This is a genomic window from Allobosea psychrotolerans, assembly GCF_002917105.1.
GTDB lineage: Bacteria > Pseudomonadota > Alphaproteobacteria > Rhizobiales > Beijerinckiaceae > Allobosea > Allobosea psychrotolerans.
Window position 1 is genome coordinate 223830 of the sequence record NZ_PQFZ01000003.1, and the last position, 20349, is coordinate 244178.

Genomic DNA, 20349 nt, shown 5'->3' on the forward strand with positions numbered 1-20349 from the left:
GCCGACTTAGCCTGAAGGCGCTAGCTCAGGCCGAACGCCTTCCTGATCTCGGGGCGCGTTTCGTCGAAGCGGGTGCGGAAGGCACGCTCGGCCAGGAGCGCCTTGGCAATGGCGCGCCCGGCCTTGTCGCCGGCGGTAAGATCGGAGGGATAATGGAAGCCGCAGACGAGGCGGCTCTCGTCATAGCTCTTGACCCGCTCCTCGAATTTCGCGGCGAGCTCGGGCACGGCCTCCGACAGCAATTCGGCATAGAGCGCCGCGGTGGCGGCATGGCCGGAAGGGAAGGATGTGCCTTCGGGGCGGCCGCCGGGGCAGGGCTTGATCCTGACCTTGTTCCAGACGGTGAAGGGCCTTTGCCGGTTGGTCAGGCGACGGACGCTGAGCAGCACGATGCTGGCCTCGACCTGCGCCTCCTTGAACAGGAGCCGCATCTCGCGATGCGTGGCGTCGACATAGCTCTGGTCGATGCCGTCGAGGAAGCGGTTGAGGGTCTGGTACTGATCGGCGATCGCGGCCTTCTCGCGCTCGGGCGTCCGAGTCGAGGAGATTTGCAGCACGCGGTCGAACTCGGCCTTGTTCTCGGGCGAATTCTGCGCCGGCGGCAGGCCGATGATCTTGGCGACGTCGATCTTTCCCGGATCGAGCCAGATCAGATAGGCACGCTGCTGGGCGGTGGCGGGCATGGCGAAGCCGAGCCCCAGGGACAGGCCGAGGCCGGCGATGGCGTAACGAAAGCGCTGAGCGTGATTCATGTGTCGTCGTTTTGAGAAAAGCGGACCAAGTGACGGACTACCGGAAACAGCCGACGGAGCCAAATTCGCACGAGCCTGCTGAACAAAGGCTTTCAGCCGGCGGGTCGTCCGTTGCCCGGATGGTCGCGCGCCTGCCGCGCCGCGCCGCGCATGGGCTGATCCGGGGTTACCAGCTCAGCCTGTCGCTGCTGGTCGGGCGGCATTGCCGACACTGGCCAAGCTGCTCGGCCTATACCGACGAGGCGATCCAGCGCCACGGGCTGTGGCGCGGCGGCTGGGTCGGCTTTGCCCGGATCTGCCGCTGCAATCCCTACGGCACGAGCGGCATCGATCTCGTCTGCGAGGAATTGCCGCCGGACGCGACGTGGTATAGGCCGTGGTCTTATGGCCGCTGGCGCGGCGTGAACGCGCCCCCTTCCGAAGGTGTGACAGCGGCCTTCGATTCCGACGCGCAACCGGCTGCGGGCGACGGAAGCGGCACCCCGCATCCGTAGCCGGCCTTGACTTACGGGGCTCGTATCCCCGAGTGAGCAGGAAAGCGATCGATGACGATTTCCCTGACATTTCCCGATGGCGCCAAGCGCGAGTTCCCCTCCGGCATCACCGGAAAGGCGATTGCCGGCGGCATTTCCCCCTCCCTGCTGAAGCGCACTGTCGCGATGGCGCTCGATGGCGTGGTCGTCGACCTCGGCGACCCGATCGAGACGGACTCGAAGATCGAGTTCCTGACCCGCGAGGATCCGCGTGCGCTCGAGCTCATCCGCCATGACTGCGCCCACGTCCTGGCGGAAGCCGTGCAGGCACTCTATCCCGGCACGCAGGTTACGATCGGCCCGGTGATCGAGGGCGGCTTCTTCTATGATTTCGCCCGCAACGAGCCCTTCACGCCGGAGGATTTCGAGCCGATCGAGAAGAAGATGCGCGAGATCATCGCGCGCGACGCCCCTTTCACCAAGGAAGAGTGGAGCCGCGACAAGGCCAAGGCCTTCTTCAAGGAGAAGGGGGAGGCCTACAAGGTCGAGCTGGTCGACGCGATTCCGGCTGACCAGACGTTGAAGATGTATGCGCAAGGCGACTGGATCGACCTCTGCCGCGGCCCGCACATGACCTCTGTCGGCAAGGTCGGCAATGCCTTCAAGCTGATGAAGGTGGCCGGCGCCTATTGGCGCGGCGACAGCAACAACGCCATGCTGACGCGCATCTACGGCACCGCCTTCGCCAAGCAGGAGGAGCTCGACGCCCATCTCAAGCAGATCGAGGAGGCGGAGAAGCGCGACCACCGCAAGCTTGGCCGCGAGATGAACCTGTTCCACTTCCAGGAGGAGGGGCCGGGCGTGGTGTTCTGGCACTCCAAGGGCTGGCGGCTGTTCCAGGAAATCCTGACCTATATGCGCCGGCGGCTCGCTGCCGATTATGAAGAGGTCAACGCGCCGCAGATCCTCGACAAGTCGCTCTGGGAGACGTCTGGTCACTGGGGCTGGTACCAGGACAACATGTTCGCGGTGAAATCGGCGAGCGCGTTCGAGAATCCCAACGACCCGACGCGCGACCAGAAGGTCTTCGCGCTGAAGCCGATGAACTGCCCGGGCCATGTCCAGATCTTCAAGCATGGGCTGAAGAGCTATCGCGACCTGCCGATCCGGCTTGCCGAATTCGGGGCGGTGCATCGCTATGAGCCGTCGGGTGCCTTGCATGGGCTGATGCGCGTGCGCGGCTTCACCCAGGACGACGCACATATCTTCTGCGCGGAAGATCATCTCGCAGCGGAGTGCTTGAAGATCAACGAGCTGATCCTCTCGGTCTATGCCGATTTCGGCTTCACCGACGATCTCGTCATCAAGCTCTCGACGCGGCCGGACAAGCGCGTCGGGACGGATGCGATGTGGGACCATGCCGAGGACGTGATGAACCGCGTGCTGGTGGAGATCGCGGCGCAGTCCGGCAACCGGATCAAGACCGAGATCAACCCGGGCGAGGGTGCTTTCTACGGGCCGAAATTCGAATATGTCCTGCGCGACGCCATTGGCCGCGACTGGCAATGCGGCACCACGCAGGTCGACTTCAACCTGCCAGAGCGCTTCGGGGCCTTCTATATCGGCTCGGATGGCGAGAAGAAGACGCCGAGCATGGTCCACCGCGCCATTTGCGGCTCGCTGGAGCGCTTCGCCGGCATCCTGATCGAGCATCATGCCGGGCATTTCCCGCTCTGGCTTGCGCCCGAGCAGATCCTGGTCTGCCCGATCACCTCGGAGGCCGACGCCTATGCCGAGCAGGTCACGATCGCCTGCATGAATGCGGGTCTCAGGGCGCGCGCCGATCTTCGCAACGAGAAGATCAGCTACAAGGTGCGCGAGCATTCGCTGGCCAAGGTCCCGGTGATCCTGGCCGTCGGCAAGCGCGAGGCGGAGGAAAGGACAGTGACGATCCGCCGACTCGGCAGCCAGGCGCAAAACGTGATGACGCTCGATGCGATGCTGGAGGCGCTGAGCGACGAGGCGATGCCGCCCGACCTGAAGCGGCTCAAGGCTCAGAGGGCGGCCGCCTGATCAGGCCGCCGCCTCTCGTCCCTCAGAACGAGGGCCGAGAGGCGGGAGGACGGTTGGTCGGCTCTCGCCAAGGCGAAAGCCGCATGCCAGATTGCCGGCCATGTTGACTGGCTCCTACCGCAAACGACTCGATGCCGACCTGATCCGCTGGGTCGGGGAGGGACTTCTCCCGGCCGAGAGCGCGGCCTCCATCCGCCAATCACTCGCCCGCGAGGGCGGCTTCAAGCTGCCGGCGCTGCTTGGCATGTTCGGCGGGCTCCTGATCGCTTCCAGCGTCGTGGCTTTCGTCGCGGCGAACTGGGAGGAGATGCCGCGGCTGCTGAAGCTCGGCATGATCCTGGTCAGCCTCGCGGCAGCACTCGGCATCGCGGCAAGGCTGCAGGCTCGCGGTTCGACGCTGGGCGCCGATGCCGCCTCGACCTGCGGCACGCTGATCTTCGGCGCCGGCATCGCGCTCATCGGCCAGATGTACCATCTCCCGGCCGATTGGCCCGCCGGCGCGTCCCTGGTCGCGATTGGAGCGCTGCTCGTCGCGCTGCTGCTGCGCTCCAACGGCGCGCTCGTTATCGCCTTCGTCGCGATGGCGGCATGGAGCAGCGGGCGCTGGGAGGAGAGCCGCGGAGCGCTGCACTTGCCCTTCTTCCTGCTGTATCTGCCGGCGCTCTGGCTTGCGCTTGGCCGTACCAACCGCTTCGTCCACCATGCCGCCGTGCTGGCACTGGCGCTGTGGCTCGCGTTGCTGCCGGGTGACTGGCTCTATGGCCGCTTCGATTACGGCCTGCTTGCCTATGCGCTCGGGCTCGCGGCCGTCTATGTCGTGCTCGGCGCACTCGCGCTCGATCGCGGCGGGCCGGCGCTGCTGACCTGCTGCCTGCCCTGGGGGCTGCTCGCCTTGATGGCCGTGCTTAGCGTCGAATTGTTCCGCATTCTAGACGCCTCGGAATCGCGCGCCGGCAGCGCGGTCTGGCTGAACTATCTCGCCTATGGCCTTGCGGTTCCAGCGCTCGCGGCGCTTCTGGCGCTGGCGCGCGAAAGGCGCTTTGCCCTGCCGCTGGCCATCGCGCTGCTGACCGCGCTGATCGTGCCGCTGGTGTTCTGGAGCGGGCGCGTCGTCGGGCTGCCGGGCAAGGCCGTCGTCGCGGGCCTGATCCTCGTCGCCGCGATCGGCTTCGTGGTCGCCGGCGTCTCGGGTGGGGTCCGGCGGATCATGCTGGCAGGCTCGGCCCTGTTCGGCCTCGCCATCCTGATCCTGCTTGGCCAGACCATCGGTACCCTGCTCGACCAATCCGTGTTCTTCCTGGTGGCGGGTGGTCTGCTCCTCGCCCTGGCGGGCGGTGCACGCAAGCTGTTCGCGCGGCTGAGCCCCCCAGTGGAGGCGCGCTAATGCGTATCGCAAGCGCCGATCGCCTCGTTGCCCGTGTGCCGCTGCTCTGGCGCGCGCTGCTGGCCATTCTCGCCTTGTGCGGCGTGCTGCTCGCGCTCATCGAGAGCAGGGCCGGCATCCTGCGCTCGGGAACCGAGGTTCGGTTGCGGACGGTGCCGGTCGATCCGCGCGACCTGTTCCGGGGCGACTATGTCGTGCTCGGCTACGAGATCAGCACGCTCGACCCGGCAAAGCTAGGCGGCGAGAGCGACTTCCGGCGCGGCGAGACCGTCCATGTCAGGCTCGCACCGGGGCCGGACGGTTTTGCGCGCGCCGTCACCCTCTCCAGGAACCGCCCGGCGGGCACGGCAACGGAGCCAGTGATCACGGGGCGCGTCGTCGGTATCAACGCCTGCGGCACCAATGAGAGCGGCGCTCTGGACTGCTCGCAGGAGCGGCGCGGCTTGCGCGTCGCCTATGGGCTCGAAAGCTATTTCGTGCCACAAGGCTCCGGCCGCGCGATCGAGCTCACGGAGCGCCGGCGCATCGAGGTCGTCGCAGCGGTGTCGTCCTCCGGCGAAGCTGCGATCAAGCGCCTGCTGATCGACGGCAAGATCGTCCACGCCGAGCCGCCTTATTGAGCCGGCCGCCGCGCCCGGCCCGCGGCGAACCTCGTAAATCCCAATTCGAAACCGGCCACACCGCTGACACGCGGATGTGATCGCATATCTGCTGACTGGTGATGGCTTTGCCTTAATATGAACACCAGATGAACGGCATGAGCAGACAACGTTCATGTCGCGGCGGGGGAGCCAACCCCTGCCGTGGATTGCCTGGAGGAGCATCCCGTGTCGCAAGCGTTGGCTTTCGGGCGCTTTCTGGCTTTTGGGCGGCATGCCACGGCGGCGGGGCCGCAACCTGGCCGCGATGCGCGCATCGACATCATCCGCGGCCTGGCGCTGTTGGTCATCTTCATCAACCACATGCCCGGCAATGTTCTCGCGGGTTACACGCCGCATAACTTCGGCTTCTCGGACGCGGCCGACGCCTTCGTTCTGCTGGCGGGCATCTCGGCGGCCCTGGCCTATGGGTCGTTGATCGACCGGCATGGGTTGGCATTCGGCATCCGCAGGATCGCCTTGCGTCTGCGGGCGCTCTACATCGCCCATATCGCGGTTTTCCTGATTGTCTGCGGCGTCGTCGCTGCGGCAGTCACACGCACGCAAAACCCGCTTTATATCGAGATGATCAACATCCAGCCCTTCTTCAGCGACACGCCGATGGCCTTGCTTCACGCGCTGACGCTGCAATACCAACCGAACTATCTCGATATCCTGCCGCTCTATGTCGCGCTGCTGGCATTGTTTCCGCTGATCCATCTTGGCGTCCGCCTCAGCCCGGCCCTGACGCTCATCCTCTCGGCGGCCCTCTGGCAGGGCGCAGTCTTCCTCGAGCTGAACCTGCCCAATACGGGTTCGGCCGGCTGGTTCTTCAATCCCTTCGCCTGGCAGTTCCTCTTCACCATGGGCGTGGTGATCGGCCGGAGCCGGCAGCTCGGCGTTGTCGCTCCACGTCTGAGGCCGCTCGATATCGCGGCGGCGGGCTATCTCGCCTTCGCCGTGATCGTCAAAACCGCTTCGGGCAACCCGTTCGGCATCGCCGCGATGAACGACTGGATCGACACGGTGCAGTTGGGGATGGACAAGACCAATCTCGGCTGGGAGCGCGTGCTCCATGTCGCGGCGCTGGCGTGGCTTGTGGTCCGCTTCGTGCCGGCCGGCTCCGCTACCCTGAACTCATCCGGGGCGCGCCTTCTTGCAGGGATCGGCCGGCATTCTCTCGAGGTCTTCTGCGCCGGCATCGTGCTCGCGATCATCGGCCAGGTCATCCTGGCGGAAACGGCCTTCGCTTTGGGCGTTCAGTTGCTCGTTTGCGCCATCGGCGTTACGATATTGATCGGGTTAGGGGTTTTCCTCTCTTGGCATCATTCGACATCGTCTCGCAATGCGCCCGCCAAACCATCCCTTACGCTCGGCGCGTCGGGGCCGTAACGCTGACAGCAGTGCTGTTCGCCGGTCAGGTGCTCGCGGGGCCGAAGCCGGCAGGCGCGATCACCGATTTACGCTGCCGCTCCGGCGCGGCGCAGCAATCGTTCCTGCCAGAGCTGCCTGCAGCCAGGAAGGTGCTGCAGGAGACCGGCTCGGTGACGATCGTTGCGCTCGGCTCTTCAGCGACGGCGGGCTCCGGCGCCAGCGCCACCGACAAGAGCTATCCGGCCGTGCTGGAAGCAGAGCTGAAGCGGCGGCTTCCCAATGCCGAGGTCAAGGTCATCAACAAGGGCGTGGGCGGCCAGTCGGCCTACGACATGCTGTTGCGCATGGATGCCGACGTGATCGAGGAGAAGCCCTCGATCGTCATCTGGCAAACGGTGGCCAACGACGTGGTTCGCGATGTCGGCGAGGAGAAGCTCGCCAAGATCCTGCGCAAGGGCATCCGGAAAGTCCACGAGGCCGGCATCGACATGGTCGTGATGGACCTGCAATGGCTGCCGCGCGAGGATCGCTATCCGAAATATGAAGACTACCGCGCCGTCCTGGCCAAGACCGCGCAGGAACATGCTGTCTCGATCTTCCCACGCTATGCCATGATGCGGAATTGGGCGAGGTCGAAGCAGTTCTCCTCGGAGGAACTGGTCGGCATGGACGGCCTGCACATGGTCGATTCCAGCTATCGCTGCCTGGCGATCCGCATGGCCGACGGTCTCGTCAGCGGATTGACCGGGGAGAAGTCGGACTTTCCAGTCAAGTCCCGCTCGACCAACTGATCCTAGAGCATTTCCGCGTTTCTCCGAATCGCGGAAATGCTCTACGCCTTTGTTTTACAGCATTTTCTTCACGCGAACCGGTGCCCACTTCGCTCGAAAATGCTCTAGCGCGACAGCACTTCGATATCGCGGTCGAGACCCGTCTCCACCTTGAAGTCGCGCGAATGGACCTGGCCTTCCTGCCGGGCGATCAGCACATAGTCGCCTTCCGCCAGGACGACTTGCGGAAAGGCGCCGATCGCCTCGCGGATGACGTCGCCGCCGGGCGTCAGCACGCTGAAGGCGGTGCCGGCAAAAGCCTCGCCGCCGGGCGATGCGACCAGCTTCAGCGTCACCCGTGCGGCGCGGTGGTGCAAGGTGGCGTCCGTGACCTTGCCCGACTCGACCTTGACGTCGGCACGCTGGATCGCGTTCGAATCGCCATAGGTCGAAACGACGTGGTAGGTGCCCTCCGGCAAGCGGATGAGCTCGCCGGCCTTGGCGTTGGAGACGACGAGACGCCCTTCCGAGTTGCCCTGGAGCGGGACGAAGACCGAGAAGTTGAGCTGGTTCGCGGCAATCGGATTGTCACCGATCGAGCCCGCCAGCGACAATCCGCCGGCACTGATCGAGATCTGGTCGCGCAGGCCCTGGGGTCCGAGCGTGATGCGCTTGGTGCCGCTGGCGAAGCCATAGGCGGCGTGCAGCAGATAAGTGCCGGGGTCGAGCATGAAAACGGGCTGGGCCTCATTCGAGCGCGCGACGATGCGCGGCGGCGACCCATCGGCGGTCTCGCTCAGGACGCGCCAGACCAGGCCGGAGCGGATCGGCTTGCGGTCGCCGGAGAATTGCGCGCCGAGCGTCAGCGAAGCAGGGGCCGTGGCGACGCCGACACCGGTATCGCCCGGCGCGAACGGAGCGATCTGCGGCGATTGCGCAAAGACGGGATTCGCGGACAAGGCCAGCATCAGAGCGAGCATGTGCCCGGCCAGCCGCGCGCCTGTCTGGAACCCCTCGAATTGAAACATGCTCATGGCCCTCGGCACCCCTGCATGAGCGTCTGAGCAGGTTTGCTTGTCCTCATCATGGCGAACCACTAGTTCAGGAGACCTCGCGCTGCCGGCTCTCCGTTCCGGCAGCCTCAACTCGCGCCCGGATGCTTCATGACCGATACGCTCGCCCTGCTCAAGCTGCGCCGCTCGGTGCCGCCGCAATTCCTGACCGCGCCCGGGCCCGACGAGAGCCAGCTTCGCGATATCCTGACCATCGGTGCGCGCGTGCCCGACCATGGCAAACTCGCTCCGTGGCGCTTCATCGTCTTTTCCGGCGGGGGGCGCGACAAGGCGGCCGAGATCGTGGCTCAGGCCTTCAAGGCGAAGCATCCGGAGGCCGATGCCGAGAAGGTTGCCTTCGAGCGCAACCGCCTGCTGCAGGCGCCGGTGATCGTCGCCGTCGTCTCCACAGCCAGGCCGCATGTGAAGATCCCGGAATGGGAGCAGGAGCTCTCGGCCGGCGCTGTCTGCATGAACATGCTGGTCGCCGCCCATGCGATGGGGTTCGCTGCATCCTGGCTGACCAACTGGTTCTCGTTCGATCGCACCGTGCTGACAGCGCTCGGGCTCGACACCGGCGAGCGCATCGCCGGCTTCATCCATATCGGCACGCCGACCGCAGCGCCCGCTGATCGCGAGCGGCCGGTCCTTGCCGACATCGTCAGCCACTTTGGAGCATGACGCGTCATGATCTATTCGACCGCGTTGCAGGATCATGGGCTGCCGCATGATCCGTTTAAGGCGATCGTCACTCCGCGGCCGATCGGCTGGATCACGGCGCTGAACGCCAAGGGCGAGGTCAATCTCTCGCCCTACAGCTTCTTCAACGCGGTCTCGTCGCGACCGCACATCGTGATGTTCGGCTCCGAAGACAAAAAGGACGCCGTCTCCTTCATCGAGGAGACCGGCGAATTCACCTGCTCGCTCGTCACCAAGGCTTTGGCGCAGCAGATGAACCTGACCTCGGCGCCGCTGCCGGCGGGCCAGAGCGAATACGGCCATGCCGGGCTGGAGATGGCCGCTTCCAAATTCGTCAAACCGCCGCGCGTGGCTCGCAGCCCGGCGGCGCTGGAATGCAAGCTGCTTTCGGTGCAGCAGCTCGTCGACCTCGATGGCAAGCTGGTCCCGCGCTGGATGGTGCTGGGGCAGGTCGTCGGCATCTTCATGGACGACGCCTATGTTCACGGTGGCCGCTTCGACACTGCCGCCGCCAACCCGATCGCGCGCTGCGGCTATGCCGATTACGCTGAGGTCGACCATCTGTTCTCGATCATCCGCCCGTCTGGCGGCTAGAGCTTTGTGGGAAGAAAGGGGTACAGTTTTTTGCGTGAGCCGGGCTCTCGAATTTTAGAACCTCCAAGGAGGGGCCTTGCCGCAGCCGAGCGAGCCCGACGACGACTGGAAAACCACGGTGAACCTGCTCGGGATCATCGTCATCCTGCTCGTGCTCGGCGCCGGGGTCTGGCTGATCTTCGAGCTCGACCGGGCGCGCAAGGCGCAGGACTGCCTGTCCTTGACGATGCGGGCCTGCCGGCGCATCGAGACGCAGTGAGCGCAAGCGATCCCGGAATTTGGCGAGTCATTGGAATCGCCTGCGGCGATTTATTCGATCAGTTTGAGAGCAGGCGGGCGGCTTCTCCTTGCGCCTGCATCCGCTTCACGGCCTTCTTGTCGAAGGAGACGAAACTGTCGGCGCCGAGCCAACGCCCCTCATAGGCGATAACGCCATCGGCAAAGTCTCCGCCGGCCATCAACTGGCTCAAGCCGGCTTCCGTTGCCGGGCGGTTCACAATGACATTCGCGCTATCCAGCAGGCGCCTGATTGCTTCCGTAATATCGGAAGCCGGGATCTTGTAGCCTTGCGACAGTACCCAAACCAGTTCGCACAAGGCCGGCAAGGCCAGTGCCACCAATTCCGCCTGCGCCAACTCCCTCTGGGCGATCTTGCTTTGCAGCGCATGGTCGCCTGTCAGCGCCCGGACGAGAACATTGGTATCGGCTGTGATCTTCATCTCTTGCTGGCCCAGCCCTGCACGGCGATCTCATGCATCTCCTCGATCGACAGCGAAGGACCATTCTCACGCTTCAAAAGATCGAAGACATCCGAGATTGCGCCGGCGGGCCTGGCGGCTTTCACTGCGACCCGCCCATCGGGCAGCTTGTCCACGGTGAGCTTGTCGCCGGGATGCACGCCGAGATGCTGAAGCAGGTCCTTGCGCAAGGTAACCTGGCCTTTGGCGGTGACGGTGAGCGTGGCCATGGGGTACTCTCGCATTGATAGCCCCAATGTAAGGCCGAAATGCCTTACCGGCAAGGCCGCGCGTTGCGCGTGGCGCCGCCTTCCTGGCCGCGACATTCCAGCGTCAGGCGGTGAGCCTGTCAGCGCGCGCCTTCAATCGCTGGGCTCTGACGAGATGGGGGCGATCGAGCATTTCGCCGTCGAGCCCGATCACGCCGAGGCCGGGATTGGCGGCAAACAGCGCAATGATCGCCTCCGCCTTGGCGAGTTCGGCGGGGGCGGGCGAGAAGACCTCGTTGGCGGCGGCGACCTGCGCCGGGTGGATCGCCATCTTGCCGGTGAAACCGTCGCGCCGCGCCGCGATGCACTCGGCGCGGAAGCCGGCATCGTCGCGGAAATTGGTGAAGACGGTGTCGATCGCGTCGACCTGCGCGGCGGCGGCGGCGAACAAGGTGAGCGAACGGGCCAGGCGATAGGGGTCGGCATAGGAGCCGTCGCTCAGGCGATTGGCTTCGGCGCCGAGATCGGCCGAAAGATCCTCCGCCCCCCAGGTCAAGCCGTCGAGGCGGTGGCTCGCGCCGGCATAGCTGCCCAGGCCGAAGATGCCTTTCCCGGTCTCGGTGGCGATCGGGATGATCTTGGTCGCGCCGTCGGGCAGGTCGTTCTCTGCCTCGCGCACCGCGATGCGGGCGGCGAGATGGCCGACATCGATACCGCCCTCGGATTTGGGCAGCATGATCGCGTCGGGCGCTCCTTGCATCACAGCGTCGAGATCGGCCTGGGTCAGCCCGGTCGACAGCGCGTTAACCCGCACGATCAGGCGTGGGCGCCTGGGCAAGGCGTGGGCGGCCTTCAGGAAGGCCAGCGCGATCTCCCGCGCCTGCGGCTTGGCATCGAGCGCGACGGAATCCTCGAGGTCGAGGATCAGCGCGTCGGCGCCGCTCTCCAGGCCCTTCTGCTGCTTCTTCGGGCTGTCGCCAGGCACGAACAGGAGCGAACGCATCGGCTCAGACCGTGATCGTGGCGGGCGCGGGCCGCCGGCGCATGAAGGCCTGGCGGCGGCATTGCGCGACCAGCGTGCCGTCCTGCTTGTAGGCCTTGTGCTGGAACTCGACGATGCCGGCATCGGGCCGCGAGCGCGACTCGCGCTTGGCCACGATCTCGGTGGTGCAGTTGATGGTGTCGCCCTCGAAGAGCGGGGCGGGGAAGGTCACGTCGGTCATGCCGAGATTGCCGATCGTGGTGCCGACCGTGGTGTCGTTGACCGAGATGCCGATCATCAGCCCGAGCGTGAAGAGGGAGTTCATCAGCGGCTTGCCCCATTCTGTCTCGGTCGCGCAGAAATGCGCATCGATATGAAGGGGTTGCGGGTTCAACGTCATGTTGGAGAACAGCATGTTGTCCATCTGCGTCACAGTGCGGGTCAGGCCGTGCTCGATGACAGCGCCGACATGGAAGTCCTCGAAATAGATCCCGCCGCGCTTGTGACGTTTGACCTCGGTCATCGACGCTTCTCCACGAGCTCGAATCGCACCGGTGAGCCGGCTTGGCGATTCCTCACTTTAACGGTTCGCTTACCATAATCGGTCCAGTCTCCACAGGCGCTCGGCGATATCGCGGAGCGCCTTGGCGGCAGGCTCGCGCCCGAGACACTCAATGTTCCTGTTCACCACGCCGCAGACCAGCGAAGCTCCAGCCGCCAACCCGGTCGTCAACGCCATTCGAGAGGGCGCGCAGAAGACGGGCGCGGGTTTCGACTACCTCCTCAAGACGGCCCAGCGCGAATCGTCGCTGGAGCCCGACGCCAAGGCCAAGACCTCGAGCGCGACCGGGTTGTTCCAGTTCATCGAGCAGACCTGGTTGTCCATGGTCAAGCAGGAAGGGCCAAAACAGGGGCTCTCGGGCTATGCCAGCGCGATCAGCGAAGGCAGCGACGGCCGCCTGACGGTGGCGGACCCCGCAGCGCGCGAAAAGATCCTGCAGCTCCGCAATGACCCACAGGTCGCCGCCGTGATGGCGGGCGCGTTGACGCAGAAGAACCGCGACCAGCTCGCTTCAGTGCTCGGCCGGCAGCCGCAGGCCGGGGAGCTCTACATTGCCCATGTGCTCGGCGCACGCGGGGCGTCCGACCTGATCAAGGCCGCCGCGAGCGACCCGACACGCACCGCCGCCAAGGATTTTCCCGATGCCGCGGCGGCCAATCGCGGCCTGTTCTATGACAAGACCGGGCGGGCACGCTCGGTGCAGGAGGTTTATGGCGTGCTCTCGGCGAGCCATGCCAGTACGCAGCTGGCGGCCTCGACGGCCGCTGCCGCTGCTGCCTCTGGGACGGCAGCCGGGGCCGCGGGGCAGGGCGTCGACCAGCCCGCGCCGATCGCGGCTGCGCTTGCGCCCGGGCGCGCCAAGGGACTGATCGGGCTGTTCTCGACCGAGGGGTCCCGCGAGCCCGTCTCGAAAGCCGTCGCCAATCTCTGGACCACGCCCAGGATGGACGCCACGACACGCCTGGCTTCGCTCGATCCGGCCGATCGCTATTTTCCGCGCCAGACGCAGACGCAGAGCGATACCTCGTCTGCTCCGGCGGCTGCGGTGCAGGCTACGACCAATGCGTCGTCCGCGCCGATGCGGGCCGTCAATGCGCCCCTGCCGCCGTCGCGGCCGGTCGAGCTGACGCAGCCCGCGGCCGCCCAGGCCAAGCCCGTTTCCAGGCAAAGGCGCGCGCCGCTCGACCTGTCCTCCTTCATGCTTCCGCGAGCGCGCTCGTGATCGTCCGTCGCTTCCTGCTCTGGGCCCGCACGGCCAACGCCGAGGCGCGGGCTTCCGGCGCGGCGGCATTGGCTGGCGCCTATCTGCGCTCGGGCATGGCCGATGAGGACCGGCGCGAGGCGGAGACGGCATTGATTGCGCTGGTCGACGATCCTTCCCCGCTGGTGCGGCGCGCCATCGCCGAAGAGATGGCTGCTTCGCCGCTGGCGCCGCGCACGCTGGTGCTGAGCCTGATCGCTGAACAGAGCGATGTCGCGGCCCTGGTGCTCGCCCATTCGCCGGTGCTGACGGAGGCCGATCTGGTCGATGCGGCGGCGGTCGGCGACGACCTGGCCCAGCGCGCCATCGCGCTCAGGCCCTATCTCACGGCTTCCGTCGCTGCGGCTCTCGCCGAGGTCGGCGGAGACGAGGCGCTGGTGACGCTTGCCGGAAATCCGACGGCCGACATTCCCGACTTCTCGCTGGAACGCATGGTCGAGCGCGCTGGCGCCTGCGGGCCGTTGCGCGAGGCGCTGCTTGCCCGCGGCGATTTGCCGGGGGGCCTCAGGCAGGTGATCGCGACTATGCTGTCCGACACCTTGATGAGCTTCGTGACCGGTTGCGGCTGGCTGACGCCTGAGCGCAGCGTGCGGCTCACCCGCGAGGCGACGGAGCGCGTTGCGGTTGCGCTCGCGGCGGGCGGCGAAGCCAGCGATGCGCCGGCGATCGTCGAGGTACTGCGCGCCGATGGCAGGTTGACGCCCGGCCTGATGCTGCGCTCGCTCCTGAGCGGCGAGCCGGCGCTGGCCGAGGCTGCTTTCGTCATGCTCTCGGAGTTGCCGCAGCTGCGTGTGGCGGCCTTGCTGCGCGACCGGCGCGGCACTGGCCTCAAGGCGCTCTATCGCAAGGCCGGCTTGCCACCCGCGCTGCAGCCTGCTTTCACCGCCGCGATCACCGCACTGAACCTGCGCGGCTTCGATGCGGGCGGCAATGGGCGCGGCATCGACCGGCTGATCCTGCGCGAGGTGCTGATTGCCTGCGAGACGCTGGACGGCCCTGACAACGACGCGCTGATGGGGCTGCTGCGGCGGATGGATTCCGAAGCGGCGCGCGAGGAAGCCCGCGCCATGGCCGACTCGCTTGCCGATGATGCGGCGCTGGCGCTGTTCGTCGAGGCGGATCCGGCGCTGCTGGTCGAACTCGAAATCGGCGATCTGCGCAACGCGGCCTGAGGGCTCGGTTCGTGCGGGCTCTCGGGCGAGCTTGTGAGACCCTCTGGGTGTGCTGTGACCCCGCGCCAGCCGACGATATCTCGCTCTCGTTTTAACGCGCTTTCTTAACGCGAACCGACGCCCACTTCACTCGAAGACGCTTTACAAAGCGCGATAGGCGTCTGCCGGGGTCTCGCACCGCGCCGCGAATAGCCTGTCGCCGACGAAATCGACGAAGACCCTGACCTTTGGCGAAAGGTTGCGGTTCGAAGGCCAGATCAGGCTGAACTGGCCGGGACCGTCGATCCGGTCGTCGAGCAGGGTCCGTAACGCGCCGTCCGCCAGCGGCTCGCGCGCCAGAAAATCCGGCATGCAGCCGATGCCGAGGCCAGCGATGGTGGCGCCGCGAAGGGCCTCCATATTGTTGCAGGTCATGACCGTGCGCGTGCGCAGTTCCGGCTCTCCGGCAGGCAGGGTGAGCGGCCAGGGCTGGACCTTGCCGCTGTTGGGATAGCGGAATCGGATGCCGAGATGCCGGTCGAGATCGCGCGGGCATTCCGGTATGCCGTGGCGTTCCAGATAAGCCGGCGCGGCGCAGAGCAGCATCTGGAAGGGGCGTAAGCTGCGCGCCATCAGGCGCGAATCCGGCAGGACGCCGCTGCGGATCGCAACATCGACGCCCTCGTCGATCAGATCGACGAGGCGATCATTGAAATCGAGATCGATCTCGATCTCGGGATAGCGCGTTATGAACTCAGGCAGCACCGGCAGCAGCAGATGATAGCTGACGATCGGCGTACTGACGCGCAGCCGACCGCGCGGCACCTCCATCGTGCGGGCGAGCATCGCGCGGGCGTCGTCGAGATCGTCGAGAATGCGCCGGCAGCGCTCGTGGAAGGCGCGCCCCTCCTCGGTCAGCCGCAGGCTGCGCGTCGAGCGCTGGAAAAGCCGGATTGCGAGTTGCTGCTCGAGCTTGGTCACGGCCTTGCCGACAGCCGAAGCCGACAGTCCGAGCACGCGGCCCGCCGCGACGAAGCTGCCAAGATCTGCGGTGCGCACGAAGGCCATCAGACCCGTCAATGAATCCATGCCTGGTCCTCTCGGAGTGCGATAATTCGAGCGTTTTATTCCGCTTATATCGGATCAGATAGCCTATTGGCTGCCATTACCTCAAGATTATCCTGTTTCGAAGCGAAGGCGAGCCTCGGCCGCTGCGAGCCGGCCATCCCGCCGGATGCCGAACAGGACAATCATATCCATGACGCAAACCACCACGCGGCCGAATATGGCCCAACAAGCGCTCGTGCTTCTCTCCGTGTGCCTTGCCGCCGCGGCGATGCCGCTGACCTTCACCGGGCCGGCCGTGGCGCTGCCTGTCATCGGTCGGGCCCTCGGCGGCAGCCCGATCGCGCTCAACTGGGTCACCAACGCCTTCATGCTGACCTTCGGATCAAGCCTGATGGCGGCAGGCGCGCTCGCCGATGCCTATGGCCGCAAGCGTGTCTTCCTCGTTGGTGTGGGCGCATTCGTCGTGCTCTCGATGGCGCTCGCCGTCGCGCCCGATATCCTCTGGTTCGATCTGGGGCGCGCAGCTCAGGGCGTGGCGGCGGCAGCCGCCTTTTCGAGCGGCATGGCGGCACTTGCCCAGGAGTTCGACGGGCCGGCACGCATTCGCGCCTTCAGCATCGTCGGCACCAGTTTCGGCGTCGGCCTCGCCTTCGGGCCGATCGCGTCGGGCCTGATGATCGATGCCTTCGGCTGGCGCAGCATCTTTGGGCTCGTGGTCGCGCTGGCGGTACTGGCCTTCGCGCTCGGCATGCGCGCTCTCCGGGAATCGCGCGATCCGGAGGCGGGCGGGCTCGATTGGTCGGGCGCTATCAGCTTCACCCTGGGGCTCGCGCTCTTCACCTATGGGGTGCTGCTGGCGCCCGAGCGCGGCTGGACCGAGCCGACCGTGATGGGCCTGCTGGCCGGCGCCGTTGCGCTGTTCATCGCCTTTGGCGTGATCGAGCGGCGCGTCGCCCGGCCGATGCTGGACCTGACCCTGTTCCGCTATCCGCGCTTCGTCGGCGTGCAGTTGCTGGCGGCAGCACCTGCCTATGCCTTCGTGGTGCTGTTGATCCTGCTGCCGGTGCGCTTCATCGGCATCGAGGGCCTGAGCGAGATCGCCGCCGGCCGCCTGATGATCGCCTTGTCGGCGCCGCTGCTTGTGCTTCCGATTGCAGCCGGCCTGCTGACGCGCTGGTTCTCGCCGGCGACGATCTGCGGCGTCGGGCTTCTGATTGCGGCTCTCGGCCTGTTCTGGCTGAGCCGGATATCGACCGGTGGCGAGAGCATGGGCGTTGTCCTGCCCATGGTGCTGATCGGCACCGGTATCAGCCTGCCCTGGGGGCTGATGGACGGGCTTGCCGTCAGCGTCGTGCCCAAGGAGCGCGCAGGCATGGCGACCGGCATCTTCAGCACCACTCGCGTCGCTGGCGAAGGCGTGGCGCTGGCTGTGGTCAGCGCCGTGCTCTCGGCCCTGACGGCGGGGCATCTGGCGGCGGGCGGTGCGGCTGCGAATGCTGGCGCGGCCGCGCAACGTCTTGTTACCGGCGATCTGGCGGGCGCAACGGCCGCCACGCCGCAGATTGGTCAAGCAATGTTGCTTCAGGGCTATGGCGCCGCCTTTACCACGCTCCTCCTGATGCTCTGCGCCGTCACCGTCGTCACCGCTATCGTCGTCTTCGTCTTTCTCGGGCGTGGGATGGAGCAAGCCTCCGAGCCGGCGGAAAAGACCGAGGAGCGTCTCTGCGCCTCGCAAGCCTGAGCCCGTGCCTCATCGTCGGCAGTTGCGTCGCCTTCGAACGCGGCCTGCGAGCGCGCCTTCAGTAGCCGAACTGCTCGCGCAGGATCCGCTCGTCCAGGCTGTGGCCGGGGTCGTGCAGCATGACGAGGTCGACGCTGCGGTCGATCTCGATCTCGACCAGGACAACGTTCTCGATCTGGGTATGGTCGGCGACGGCGCTGACCGGCCGCTTCTCCGCCTCGAGCACCTCGATCGTGACCTTGGCGTGGTCGGGCAACAGCGCGCCGCGCCAGCGCCTGGGCCGAAAGGCCGAGATCGGCGTCAAGGCGAGCAGCGGCGCGTCGAGTGGCAGGATCGGGCCGTTGGCCGAGAGATTATAGGCGGTCGAGCCCGCCGGCGTCGCCAGCAGCACGCCGTCCGCCATGAGTTCGGTCAGGCGGACCTGGCCGTCGACCGAGAGGCGCAGCTTTGCCGCCTGGTAGGACCGGCGCAGCAGCGAGACCTCGTTGATCGCCTTGGCATGCACCTTGGCGCCGCTGTCGTCGACCGCATGCATGGAGAGAGGATGGACGACGCTGCGTTGCGCGGCTTCGAGCCGGCGCGTCAGGCCGCGCTCGCGGAACTCGTTCATCAGGAAGCCGACCGAGCCGCGATTCATGCCGTAGATCGGCTTGCCGGTGCCGAGGAAGCGGTGGAGTACCTGCAGCATCAGCCCGTCGCCGCCGAGTGCGACGACAACATCGGCCGTCGCCGGATCGGCGTTGCCGTAGCGCTCGGCCAGCTTGGCGAGCGCGGCCTGCGCCTCCGGCGTCTCGCTGGCGATGAAGGAAATGGCGGTGAAACGCGCGGTCATCGCATGTCCTGACGGTGCTCCGCATGGGAGCCGAGCCGTGCTTAGCATGGCCGGAGCGGGCCCCGCGAGACCGCGCCGATAAAAAAGGCCGGGACTTGATCCCGGCCTTTCGGATGATTTGCGCGAAATGCGCCCGTCAGATCGCCGCGCTCCACTGCACCGGCACCATCTCGAAGCCGTTGCCGGCCTTGGCGATGTAGCCCGTGGCGGGGAAGGGGGCGTGGTAGAACGCGACCTGCATCTTGTCGGCCGAGACCATGTCGAGCAGCTTGCGGCGCGTCGCCGCGGCTTGCGGCCCGTCCATGTCGAACACGGCCGACCAGTCCGGATTGCGCACGAACAGCGCCGGATGGTTGGTGGTGTCGGACATGATCATCAGCTTGCCCGAGCCGGAGCTCAGCGCGAAGGTGGTGTGTCCCGGCGTGTGGCCGGGCGCGGCGATCGCGGTCAGGCCCGGCAGGATCTCCTTGCCGCTCTCGAACCGCTTCACATCCTTGGCGATGGGTGAAAAGACGCGGCGGACGCCGGCGAAGGCGCCCTTCATGGCGTCCGGCGCGGCGCTCATCTTGGCGTCGTCCATCCAGAAGGCCCATTCGGCGGCCGGCACCATCACCTCGGCGTTCGGGAAGACGGTGCTGCCATCCTTCAGGCGGAAGCCGTTGATATGGTCGCCGTGGAAATGGCTGAAGACCACGGTCGAGACGTTCTTGGGATCGAAGCCGGCAGCCTTGAAATTGGCCATCCAGGTACCCGAAGTCGGCGCGCCGGAATCACCGTTGCCGGTGTCGATCAAGGTCAGCTTGCCGGCGCTCTCGATGGCGAGCGTGGTGAAGGTGATGTTCAGCGCGTCTGCCGGCAGGAAAGCCTGCTCCATCGCCTTCTTGACGTCGGCGAGTTCGGCGTTCCTGACGAAGCCTTCAAGCGGCCGCTTGCCGAAGCCGTCATTGATGGCGGTCAGGGTGACGTCGCCGATCTTGTAACGATAGAATCCGGGGGCCTGGTTCACGGGGGCTCCTTGCGCTTGGGCCGGACGGGGCCCGGCGGGCAGGTCGAAAGTCGTGGCAACGGCAAGCGCGCCTGCGCTGGCGAGGACAGCGCGGCGCGATGGCTCGAGTTTCATCATGGACAGTCTTCCCCCTTGGCTTGGTTCAGCGTCGCCGGAGCCTAAAGACCAGTGTGGCAGGTTCAACAGCCGCGTGGTCGCGCGGGGTCAAGTTTCCGTGAACGGGGTTACCCTGCCCAAAGGCGCGGCTTGTTGAATTGAACCAGCTCTGGCGCTCAAGGCTTCGAGGAGGGACGTTGCCGGGGCGCGTGATCGTCCTGCCGCGCGAAGGCCCGCAGCATCGCCGCGCATAGCGCCAGCGACCCCATCACGCCGTTGCCGGTGCATTCGGCGACCAGCGCCTGGAAGGCTGCGGTGTTCTCGCCGGTCATGCATTGCAGGCTCCAGCCCCATTCCGGGGCCTTCTGACGCAACAGCCCGACGGCGACCTCGATGTCGCCGGAGACGGTGCCCAGCGTCTTCCACAGCGAGCCCTGCTGGTAGATGCCGCCCGCAGGCGCGCGCCGGCTGACCAGATTGGTGGGCTTGCGCCGGACGGTGTAGCCCAGCGCCTCGTAGATCTCGGCATCGAGCATACGATCGGGCTTGCTCGCCTCCTCGCAGCGTTCGGCCAGCGCCAGCAGATGTTCCGGTCGAGTATCCATCATCCTCGTCCAGGCGGTTCCTTACGATGCGTGCCGCCGGCAGCAGCCTTGCTTCGGCTCCCGGCATCGGCTTCCTGCGTCGTCTTCCCGTGTCGTCGCCAGCAAAATGCAGGCCGCCTGCATCGAGGCCCCGATCGTGACTGGTGCCGGTTGAGGGGATTGAACCCCCGACCTTCGGTTTACAAAACCGCTGCTCTACCGCTGAGCTAAACCGGCGTCCGATCACAAGGCATGCGGTTACCAGTCGATCGCGACGAGAGCAAGATCGGGTCGTCCACGCCAAAAGAAAA

General features: G+C 66.2%; 22 protein-coding genes and 1 tRNA gene. 12 read left to right on the forward strand and 11 right to left on the reverse strand.

The window, feature by feature from the left end; translation table 11 throughout:
* Positions 1–20 precede the first annotated feature (20 nt).
* Positions 21–752, reverse strand: a complete 732-nt coding sequence (locus CYD53_RS06685) for a phosphatase PAP2 family protein (protein ID WP_103717334.1) — start codon at positions 750–752, stop codon at positions 21–23.
* 119 nt (positions 753–871) lie between these two features.
* Between CYD53_RS06685 and yidD the strand changes: the two genes are divergently transcribed.
* The 6 genes from yidD (at position 872) to CYD53_RS06715 (ending at position 7485) form a co-directional block, all read left to right on the forward strand.
* A complete protein-coding gene (yidD, locus tag CYD53_RS06690) occupies positions 872–1246 on the forward strand; it encodes a membrane protein insertion efficiency factor YidD (RefSeq protein ID WP_103717335.1) in 375 nt (124 codons plus the stop codon).
* Positions 1247–1297: 51 nt separating this feature from the next.
* The gene (gene thrS / locus CYD53_RS06695; RefSeq protein WP_103717336.1) at positions 1298–3298 is read left to right on the forward strand and encodes a threonine--tRNA ligase; all 2001 of its coding nucleotides are present in this window, start codon (positions 1298–1300) and stop codon (positions 3296–3298) included.
* A gap of 100 nt (positions 3299–3398) precedes the next feature.
* Positions 3399–4682 carry a DUF2157 domain-containing protein gene (locus CYD53_RS06700; protein WP_103717337.1) on the forward strand — a complete coding sequence of 428 codons (1284 nt, stop codon included), beginning with the start codon at positions 3399–3401 and terminating at the stop codon, positions 4680–4682.
* Entirely contained in the window at positions 4682–5302 is a 621-nt protein-coding gene (locus CYD53_RS06705) for a GDYXXLXY domain-containing protein (protein ID WP_103717338.1), read from the forward strand. The genes CYD53_RS06700 and CYD53_RS06705 overlap by 1 nt, the downstream gene beginning before the upstream one ends.
* 207 nt (positions 5303–5509) lie before the next feature.
* Positions 5510–6712 (forward strand): OpgC family protein, encoded by a 1203-nt coding sequence (locus tag CYD53_RS06710; RefSeq protein WP_181011739.1) that lies wholly within the window; start codon positions 5510–5512, stop codon positions 6710–6712.
* 11 nt (positions 6713–6723) lie between these two features.
* Positions 6724–7485 carry an SGNH/GDSL hydrolase family protein gene (locus tag CYD53_RS06715; protein WP_181011740.1) on the forward strand — a complete coding sequence of 254 codons (762 nt, stop codon included), beginning with the start codon at positions 6724–6726 and terminating at the stop codon, positions 7483–7485.
* Between the two features lie 104 nt (positions 7486–7589).
* On the opposite strand, the gene CYD53_RS06720 is transcribed toward CYD53_RS06715, so the two are convergent.
* Positions 7590–8492, reverse strand: a complete 903-nt coding sequence (locus CYD53_RS06720; RefSeq protein ID WP_425428270.1) for a hypothetical protein — start codon at positions 8490–8492, stop codon at positions 7590–7592.
* 135 nt (positions 8493–8627) lie between these two features.
* On the opposite strand from CYD53_RS06720, the gene CYD53_RS06725 reads away from it, so the two are divergent.
* The 3 genes from CYD53_RS06725 to CYD53_RS06735 all read left to right on the forward strand — a co-directional run bounded on the left by CYD53_RS06725 (position 8628) and on the right by CYD53_RS06735 (position 10068).
* On the forward strand, positions 8628–9197 hold the full coding sequence (locus CYD53_RS06725) for a nitroreductase family protein (RefSeq protein WP_103717341.1): 570 nt from the start codon (positions 8628–8630) through the stop codon (positions 9195–9197).
* A 6-nt stretch (positions 9198–9203) separates the two neighbouring features.
* Positions 9204–9809: a flavin reductase family protein gene (locus CYD53_RS06730; protein ID WP_103717342.1), complete on the forward strand. Its 606-nt coding sequence runs from the start codon at positions 9204–9206 to the stop codon at positions 9807–9809.
* A 76-nt stretch (positions 9810–9885) separates the two neighbouring features.
* Positions 9886–10068: a hypothetical protein gene (locus CYD53_RS06735; RefSeq protein WP_103717343.1), complete on the forward strand. Its 183-nt coding sequence runs from the start codon at positions 9886–9888 to the stop codon at positions 10066–10068.
* A 58-nt stretch (positions 10069–10126) separates the two neighbouring features.
* Here CYD53_RS06735 and CYD53_RS06740 read toward each other — a convergent pair whose 3' ends face one another.
* The 4 genes from CYD53_RS06740 to CYD53_RS06755 all read right to left on the reverse strand — a co-directional run bounded on the left by CYD53_RS06740 (position 10127) and on the right by CYD53_RS06755 (position 12260).
* Positions 10127–10528, reverse strand: a complete 402-nt coding sequence (locus CYD53_RS06740; protein WP_103717344.1) for a type II toxin-antitoxin system VapC family toxin — start codon at positions 10526–10528, stop codon at positions 10127–10129.
* Positions 10525–10776 carry an AbrB/MazE/SpoVT family DNA-binding domain-containing protein gene (locus CYD53_RS06745; RefSeq protein ID WP_103717345.1) on the reverse strand — a complete coding sequence of 84 codons (252 nt, stop codon included), beginning with the start codon at positions 10774–10776 and terminating at the stop codon, positions 10525–10527. The genes CYD53_RS06740 and CYD53_RS06745 overlap by 4 nt, the downstream gene beginning before the upstream one ends.
* Positions 10777–10879: 103 nt before the next feature.
* On the reverse strand, positions 10880–11758 hold the full coding sequence (locus CYD53_RS06750; protein WP_103717346.1) for an HpcH/HpaI aldolase/citrate lyase family protein: 879 nt from the start codon (positions 11756–11758) through the stop codon (positions 10880–10882).
* A 4-nt stretch (positions 11759–11762) separates the two neighbouring features.
* Entirely contained in the window at positions 11763–12260 is a 498-nt protein-coding gene (locus CYD53_RS06755; protein WP_103717347.1) for a MaoC family dehydratase, read from the reverse strand.
* A gap of 151 nt (positions 12261–12411) precedes the next feature.
* On the opposite strand from CYD53_RS06755, the gene CYD53_RS06760 reads away from it, so the two are divergent.
* The gene (locus CYD53_RS06760; protein WP_103717348.1) at positions 12412–13521 is read left to right on the forward strand and encodes a transglycosylase SLT domain-containing protein; all 1110 of its coding nucleotides are present in this window, start codon (positions 12412–12414) and stop codon (positions 13519–13521) included.
* Entirely contained in the window at positions 13518–14732 is a 1215-nt protein-coding gene (locus tag CYD53_RS06765; protein WP_103717349.1) for a DUF2336 domain-containing protein, read from the forward strand. The genes CYD53_RS06760 and CYD53_RS06765 overlap by 4 nt, the downstream gene beginning before the upstream one ends.
* Positions 14733–14873: 141 nt before the next feature.
* On the opposite strand, the gene CYD53_RS06770 is transcribed toward CYD53_RS06765, so the two are convergent.
* Positions 14874–15800, reverse strand: coding sequence for a LysR family transcriptional regulator (locus tag CYD53_RS06770; protein WP_103717350.1), 927 nt, complete (start codon positions 15798–15800; stop codon positions 14874–14876).
* A gap of 169 nt (positions 15801–15969) precedes the next feature.
* Here CYD53_RS06770 and CYD53_RS06775 point away from each other — a divergent pair, with 169 nt between their 5' ends.
* Positions 15970–17520: an MFS transporter gene (locus tag CYD53_RS06775; RefSeq protein WP_103717351.1), complete on the forward strand. Its 1551-nt coding sequence runs from the start codon at positions 15970–15972 to the stop codon at positions 17518–17520.
* A gap of 58 nt (positions 17521–17578) precedes the next feature.
* On the opposite strand, the gene CYD53_RS06780 is transcribed toward CYD53_RS06775, so the two are convergent.
* The 4 genes from CYD53_RS06780 to CYD53_RS06795 all read right to left on the reverse strand — a co-directional run bounded on the left by CYD53_RS06780 (position 17579) and on the right by CYD53_RS06795 (position 20275).
* Positions 17579–18352: an NAD kinase gene (locus CYD53_RS06780; protein WP_103717352.1), complete on the reverse strand. Its 774-nt coding sequence runs from the start codon at positions 18350–18352 to the stop codon at positions 17579–17581.
* Positions 18353–18488: 136 nt separating this feature from the next.
* Complete coding sequence (locus tag CYD53_RS06785; RefSeq protein ID WP_245928122.1) at positions 18489–19358, reverse strand: MBL fold metallo-hydrolase; 870 nt, start codon at positions 19356–19358, stop codon at positions 18489–18491.
* 272 nt (positions 19359–19630) lie between these two features.
* Positions 19631–20059: a hypothetical protein gene (locus CYD53_RS06790; protein WP_103717353.1), complete on the reverse strand. Its 429-nt coding sequence runs from the start codon at positions 20057–20059 to the stop codon at positions 19631–19633.
* Positions 20060–20200: 141 nt separating this feature from the next.
* Positions 20201–20275: transfer RNA gene (locus CYD53_RS06795), tRNA-Thr, on the reverse strand.
* Positions 20276–20349 lie beyond the last annotated feature (74 nt).